The organism is Citrobacter sp. (assembly GCF_050252275.1).
GTDB lineage: Bacteria > Pseudomonadota > Gammaproteobacteria > Enterobacterales > Enterobacteriaceae > Citrobacter_A > Citrobacter_A amalonaticus.
Genome location: NZ_JBFWLF010000257.1, coordinates 1 through 6,678 on the forward strand (window position 1 = coordinate 1; position 6,678 = coordinate 6,678).

Annotated in this window: 10 protein-coding genes; 8 read left to right on the forward strand and 2 right to left on the reverse strand. The window is 46.1% G+C overall.

The window, feature by feature from the left end; all coding sequences use genetic code 11:
- The 4 genes from AB7E14_RS18465 to AB7E14_RS18480 form a co-directional block, all read left to right on the forward strand.
- Window positions 1–542, forward strand: a 542-nt coding sequence (locus AB7E14_RS18465; protein WP_428169777.1) for an autotransporter outer membrane beta-barrel domain-containing protein, incomplete at its 5' end; no start/stop codon positions are given.
- A 181-nt stretch (window positions 543–723) separates the two neighbouring features.
- The gene (locus tag AB7E14_RS18470; protein WP_316961764.1) at window positions 724–981 is read left to right on the forward strand and encodes an AraC family ligand binding domain-containing protein; all 258 of its coding nucleotides are present in this window, start codon (window positions 724–726) and stop codon (window positions 979–981) included.
- A gap of 72 nt (window positions 982–1,053) precedes the next feature.
- Window positions 1,054–1,530: an AraC family transcriptional regulator gene (locus AB7E14_RS18475; protein ID WP_316961763.1), complete on the forward strand. Its 477-nt coding sequence runs from the start codon at window positions 1,054–1,056 to the stop codon at window positions 1,528–1,530.
- Between the two features lie 83 nt (window positions 1,531–1,613).
- On the forward strand, window positions 1,614–2,234 hold the full coding sequence (locus AB7E14_RS18480) for a LysE family translocator (protein WP_058588219.1): 621 nt from the start codon (window positions 1,614–1,616) through the stop codon (window positions 2,232–2,234).
- A gap of 112 nt (window positions 2,235–2,346) precedes the next feature.
- On the opposite strand, the gene AB7E14_RS18485 is transcribed toward AB7E14_RS18480, so the two are convergent.
- A complete protein-coding gene (locus tag AB7E14_RS18485; protein WP_044328664.1) occupies window positions 2,347–2,709 on the reverse strand; it encodes a RidA family protein in 363 nt (120 codons plus the stop codon).
- Between the two features lie 709 nt (window positions 2,710–3,418).
- Here AB7E14_RS18485 and AB7E14_RS18490 point away from each other — a divergent pair.
- The 4 genes from AB7E14_RS18490 (at window position 3,419) to AB7E14_RS18505 (ending at window position 6,049) form a co-directional block, all read left to right on the forward strand.
- Window positions 3,419–3,931, forward strand: a complete 513-nt coding sequence (locus tag AB7E14_RS18490) for a LuxR C-terminal-related transcriptional regulator (protein ID WP_058588217.1) — start codon at window positions 3,419–3,421, stop codon at window positions 3,929–3,931.
- A gap of 100 nt (window positions 3,932–4,031) precedes the next feature.
- Window positions 4,032–4,811 carry a winged helix-turn-helix domain-containing protein gene (locus tag AB7E14_RS18495; protein ID WP_081048516.1) on the forward strand — a complete coding sequence of 260 codons (780 nt, stop codon included), beginning with the start codon at window positions 4,032–4,034 and terminating at the stop codon, window positions 4,809–4,811.
- Window positions 4,808–5,272, forward strand: a complete 465-nt coding sequence (locus tag AB7E14_RS18500; protein WP_316961762.1) for a hypothetical protein — start codon at window positions 4,808–4,810, stop codon at window positions 5,270–5,272. The genes AB7E14_RS18495 and AB7E14_RS18500 overlap by 4 nt, the downstream gene beginning before the upstream one ends.
- Window positions 5,273–5,383: 111 nt before the next feature.
- Window positions 5,384–6,049: a YecA family protein gene (locus AB7E14_RS18505; protein ID WP_043000313.1), complete on the forward strand. Its 666-nt coding sequence runs from the start codon at window positions 5,384–5,386 to the stop codon at window positions 6,047–6,049.
- A gap of 27 nt (window positions 6,050–6,076) precedes the next feature.
- Here the strand turns inward: AB7E14_RS18505 and AB7E14_RS18510 are convergent.
- The coding region (locus AB7E14_RS18510) for an aromatic amino acid transport family protein (protein WP_428169778.1) at window positions 6,077–6,678 on the reverse strand (602 nt) is incomplete at its 5' end.

Genomic DNA, 6,678 nt, shown 5'->3' on the forward strand with positions numbered 1-6,678 from the left:
CCTGGATGCTCTATAACTGGTTTGATAACACCGTCAATGGTCAGTATCAGGCAAGTGAAACGTATAAATCCAAAGGCATCACGGCTGCGGTTGAGGCGGGTTACAGCCTGAAGGTTGCAGAAAGTCAGCAATTGACCTACTGGATCCAGCCCAAAGCTCAGATCGTCTGGATGGATGTGCAGGCGGACGATCATCGGGAACGTAATGGCACGCCGGTGAAGGCGGATAGCACTGGTAATCTGATGACCAGTCTGGGTGTCAGAGCATACGTCAATCGTAAACCCTCCTTCGAAGAAGACAAGATGGCAGGCATCCAGCCATTTGTTGAAGCGAACTGGATCCACAACTCACACAGTCCGCGAGTGACCATGGGTGAGATGCCAAATGACGTCCAGGGAGTAAAAGATTTGGCAGAACTGAAAATTGGTGTGGAAGGACAACTCTCCTCTCGCTTGACGGTCTGGGGAAATATCTCCGGGCAAGTGGGGAGCGACCACTACAGCAATGCCCAGGGCATGGTGGGTGTGAAATACAACTGGTAAGCATGGGACTGGATATTCCATGAGAAGGGTGAGGGGCAGGGTAAAATCTGCTCCTTTTTTATTCGGGCCTGAGTCGAGTCTGTTCCAGCTAATTACAAAAGATTGGTCGTCTGTCTTCGTTTCAGAGGGTATCTTGAGAGAATCGATGTTTATCTCCCTCCATGACCATGAGAAAACGACCATGAAAAAAGACGTTCATCAGGTGAAGCAGTACCGTCGTGTGATACCTGATGTTGAAATACTGTCGTTATATTCAGCGCGCGCGTTCCCTCGTCACTCTCATGATCAATTCGGCATTGGGGTTTTCATCCAGGGAAGCCATCGCTCTTGGAGTAATATCGGCAATGTAAATGCGGTAACAGGGGATATCATCATGGTCAATCCCGGCGAAATTCACGACGGGATCCCCGCTACGGGTCCGCGGGGCTGGCATATGTAGTATATCAATCCTGACGTCTTTATAAAAGAATGGAATACCGACATACCCACAGGTGATTTAACCCTGAAGCCTGTGGCTAACGATCCTACTCTTGGTCTGATGATTAGGCAGTTTCTTCATCAGCTCGCTGCCGATGATCCTGATGCTATGGCGATTGAAGAGATGATCATGCGTTGCCTTATGCAGGCTGGACGGCACCACACCCTTTCTGCCGCACCGCGTATTCTGCCTTCTCCGACAGTACGACGGGTAAAAGAGTTCATTGATGATGCCCCGGAGGAGAACATGACATTGACAAGATTAGCCAGTCTGTGTGACATCTCCCGATTCCAGCTCATTCGCCGTTTTTCCAGGGAGGTGGGGATGACGCCGCATGCTTATCTTTTACAGTCCAGAGTTCGGCTGGCAAAAAAACTCTTGGCACAGGGCAAGAGAACTGTTGATGTTGCATTAATGGCTGGTTTTTCCGATCAAAGCCATCTGACTCATGCATTTCAGAAACAGACAGGCATCACGCCGGGGCAATATCGTTCCGCGATGGTGGATTAACCGTCTGCAATTTTCTACAAGATCTGTAGGGGTACCCTGATAAACACTGACTCTCCTGTTTTGTGTTTACCAGAGATAACGCCATGCTAATCAGTATCGAATTCTTATTAACCTCTTTGATTGTGATTATTTCGCCGGGAACCGGTGCTATCTACACCATCGCGATGGGGCTGTCGCGGGGGACAGCGATGAGTTTGCTGGCTGCAGTGGGATGTACATTAGGGATTGTTCCGCATATGTTGGCCGCCATCACGGGATTAGCCGCCATTTTCTACTCCAGTGAAATGGCGTTTACCGTCATCAAATATGCCGGGGTCGTGTGGCTGTTATATATGGCGTGGAATATCATAAAAGAGAAATCAACATTACAACCGGATGATTGCGACATTTCTCAGTCAAGGGTAAAAGTGATCCTGCACGCAATATTTATCAATCTGTTAAATCCCAAGTTGTCACTGTTCTTTTTGGCCTTCCTTCCTCAATTCATTCAAACCACATCAACCGCACCGGCAACCGATATGTTAATACTGAGTCTGATCTTCATGTTAATGACGCTGCTCGTGTTCATGTTGTATGGTGTTTTTTCATCCTTTATGCGCACGAAGGTATTAAACCACCCGATGATTTTGTCGGGACTACGGATCCTGTTTTCATGTGGTTTTGTGGGTCTGGCGGTGAATTTATTGTTAACCCAGCGTAGTTAGCGCGAGTCAGGTCTATGGCATACTATTTCTGTGGGAAGGTTATTCCTGAGAATTGCTCTTGCGGTGAGTTTATTCATTACGCCGCAAGAACGCTCTGTAATAGGATGGGATATTATCGGCAAGCAATGGCGTCAAGTTGAAACAACATTCCTGATGTGCCTCCGCGATGAGCAAATTCAGTCTGAATGGATTTTCTGGCCGGAAATTGGCCATGAAAGCGCTGCTTCATGACGTTCTCCATCACCGGAATATCCCACACGTCGCGGAACAGCGCATCAATTTTCACGACTGACTGCAGCGTCAGACCGATAGTGCTTAGCCTTTCACTCAGATTATCAAACGCACCATTGATTTGTGCCTCAATGGATTGTCCGATATTTCCAACACAGTAACTCACAAAGATAAAACCGCCAGCCTCAACCATTCCGGCAAGCGCCCAGTCTTCATTTATTTCATGCCTTGTAATCGTCGTCATAATGTAAGTCATTATCCTTAGGTTTTACATGGGGTCATTTCTGTCACCATACTAGCCTCAGACATTCTCATGATAAAGGGATATTTTAAAGATGAGAAATAAAAAAGGTCAAATGTCCTTAAAGATTTTTTATCATGTTTTATAAATACCCCGATGTGGTCAATATGTTTCTCCAGAGGGGAGGCTTCTCGATCCAGGTAAGAAAATAACATTATTTTTAGTAAGTAACATTCGGTGTAAAGAATGAGTAACGTATTTAAACTTCTTATGGTCAGTGAGAAACTCAGGCTGCTTATCCCGGCGTCATTGCATGAGGCGGGTGATCTCAGGACTGCATCACTCATCAATATTCCTTTAATATGATTTTATTGTGTGCTGACAGTTTAATGTTTTTGTTTTATCTTATTGTAAATCATACGGTTACAAGCCTGATTTTTACTTGAGATGTCTGATGTTCTTCATTTAAGGTCTTTTAAGGATATTTAAAATGACATTTTAAGATATTTACAGCAATAATAAATAACATAAAGACGGTAGTTGTCTTTATTGTGGTTTTGTTTGAATTTTTCAATTAATTTTCAGGAATGTATCACCAGGCGAAAGGAATCGACTCTGTGGAAATGGTAAAAATATAATGTTGTAATAGATGAATTTAGCATGCAGTTTTAAATCCTGGAAATATCGCTGTTACGAGTGGAGCTAATGAATAATGCATATATTCTCACATGACCAGTACTTTATTGCTGGTCTGCAGCAAATACTGTTCTTTAGTGGTCTTGATAAATCACCTGAGATTGTTGTTTTTGATCCAGGAGGTGGTACTGTTTATATTACAAACAGTATTGAATGTCTGCGTGCGGATACAATGGATACGTTAACGCATTTTACACAACTACGATGCTATTCATTGACCCGAAATGCGCCTTTAACGGAGTACTTTTACGTACTGGATCAGCTAAAGCAGAATAAGCGGATCCCTCTGCATACCCGATCATTGTCGAACAGGGAACGGATAATCATTGAATATTATCTGGCGGGACTCGGAAAGCGCGCCATTGCACGAAACATGCTGCTCAGCGAGGGAGCTATCAGCAATAGTCAGTTAAGAGCGTTGCGGAAAATGAATATGAAGAATATTGCATTATTTCTTCAGGTTATGCGCAACTGGTGCGTCTTCAGAGCCAAATATTCCTGTGAACGCAGTATCACATTTTTGCCATAGGCTTTAAGAATTATCGATTATTCCATTGGGCAACATGTCCAGGGGACGACATGGTGATGAAGAACCATTTTAGGGGGATAACGGGAATTATCCAAAGGACATGGCGATGATATTGTACTTAATTAATGGAACAGTAGAGTTCAATCCGCAGACCAGAAGCCTGAAAAATCAATCAACTGGGGAGGTTGTTTATTTACAGCAACCCGCCACGGCATGTTTCCTTTATCTTATTTTGAATCAGGGTAGGGTCATCGCGCAAAAAGAACTGGTAAACGAAGGCTGGAAAGCGCGTGATGTTGTGACCCTGCCCAATACGTTTTATCAGACTATTTTAACATTACGTAAGACACTGGAAGAGATAGGATTACCAAGACATATGGTAAAAACTATTTCCCGTCAAGGACTAACATTATCATCAGATATTGTGATTGAACCGTTTCCTCTTCAGAATCTTGCTATTTCTGAAAATTCAGCAATCAAAACGCTAACCAGTGAAAAAGAATGCACCGCAAGCATTCTACCGAACAAATCCCGCGGGCTACGCATTGGAATATCCTTTTTCTTTATTGTGACGATAATAAACTGCATGTTTATGTATCAGAATCGATTGAAAATGCCATTTCAGAATTTTGTGGCCCTGCACATGGATAAGAAAAATGATAATCGCTGCCATGTCTATTATGAAGTGACGCAGTCGGTCACTGATAATTACGCTGCGCTGATAAAAAAATATCCGAACTTTTGCCAGGACAACAATTACATCTTTCTCTCTGACTACGCCAAAACCGGACGTTCTGTGGCTTTTGTGTGCAACAAAGATGTTCGATCTGACACTGAGGCATTTTGTTCATCTCATTTTTTCTGGAATTTACACCAATGAGTAAAAATACAGTTGTATTACTCCTGATTTGGTTGTTCAGCACATCGGTGATTTCCGGTGTTTACCTGTTATATCTGCTATTCAAACCGTCATACCTGGATTGTATTGGTGATGCTGACTGGAATGTTGGTGATGCCCGTTTTGTTGGCGCGGTTTCCTATCAGATGCGCAAGCGAGAAGGGCTGGCCGTCATTACGGGTAAAGTGGATGGCGAGACAAAGATTAATGTCAATCGGTTGGTCTATTTTAACTATACCCAGCAGTTCAGAACGCGGATTTTACATACAGTACGCATTGTCAAAACCTTTTCCGATACCGTGACGGATGAAAAACTCGAAAAGATATTATCTCCATTCTTTTTGAAGAAAGGTGGTGAATTGACCCTGACCGTGGATGAGTATCAATCTGCGTATGTCTTTTCAAACGCCAATGTGCCGTATCTGTTTTGCAGAAAGAAATGATGAGGAGAATGGGTACCCTATGTGAGGTGTCCCACGCGGCAATCAGTATCCGTTTCCTCGTTCGCCATGTAAGATAGCCGCTGGCGAGAGTGTTTACCGAGGACAAGTATGATGAAAACGGGACCGTTGAACGAAAGTGAACTGGAGTGGCTGGATGATGTGCTGACCAAGTACAACACCGAACATGCCATTCTTGACGTGGCAGAACTGGATGGACTGCTGACGGCTGTACTCAGTTCACCACGTGAAATTGAGCCAGAGCAGTGGCTGGTTGCCGTATGGGGTGGGGCGCAATATGTGCCGCGCTGGTCCTCTGAAAAAGAGATGACGCGTTTTATGAATCTCGCTTTCCAGCATATGGCGGACACCGCTGACCGGTTGAATGATTTCCCGGAACAGTTTGAACCGCTGTTTGGTCTGCGCGAAATTGAAGGGCGCGAGATTACCATTGTGGAAGAGTGGTGCTTCGGCTACATGCGCGGCGTTGCGCTTTCCGACTGGTCCGCGCTACCGGATACACTGAAACCCGCTCTTGACGCCATTGCGTTGCACGGTACAGAAGAGAATTTCGAGGTGGTTGAGAAACTCACCCCGGAAGCGTTTGAAGAAAGCGTTGAGGCGATCCGCCTGGCAGCGTTGGATCTCCATGCATACTGGATGGCGCACCCGCAGGAAACGCCAGTGCAGGTGCCAGTGAAAGCGGAAGTGAAAGTCGGCCGCAACGATCCGTGCCCGTGTGGAAGCGGTAAAAAATACAAGCAGTGCTGTCTGCACTGAAAAGAAAGGGGCTGACGCCCCTTTTCTTTATCCCACTTCGGGCAGCAGTCCGGCGGCAATCAGAAATTGTACGCCGATCACCACAATGCCACAGGTAAACACCAGTGCCAGTACGGGGCGTCCGCCCAGTACGCGATAGCCCGCCTGCGGATTCTGTTTACGACTCTGCCATGCCAGCAGTGAAGGGATGATCAGCGCCAGCACTGCCAGCGCGACGCCGGCGTAGCCCAGCGCCATCACAAAACCACGTGGAGAGAAGAGGGCGAAAGCCAGCGGTGGCAGAAAGGTGATTGCGCCCGTTTGCAACCGGCCAGCGGCTGTATTGCGGCGCTGAAACAGATCGGCCAGATAATCGAACAGCCCCAGTGCGACGCCGAGGAAAGAGGTTGCCAGCGCTAAGTCAGCAAAAAGGTGCACCGCCAGCTCAACGTGCGGCGAGGCAACGACCTCCCGTAACGCCTGCAACAAACAATTCAACCCGGCATGATTTGCCAGCAGTCCCATAAATGTTGTGGAGTTGATGCTACCGAGCGTCGCCAGTTGCCAGAAAATATAGGCCACTAACGGAATCGCGCTGCCGATAATAAATACCCACCGCAGTTTGCGGATGTTGCCTTCCATGTAACTCA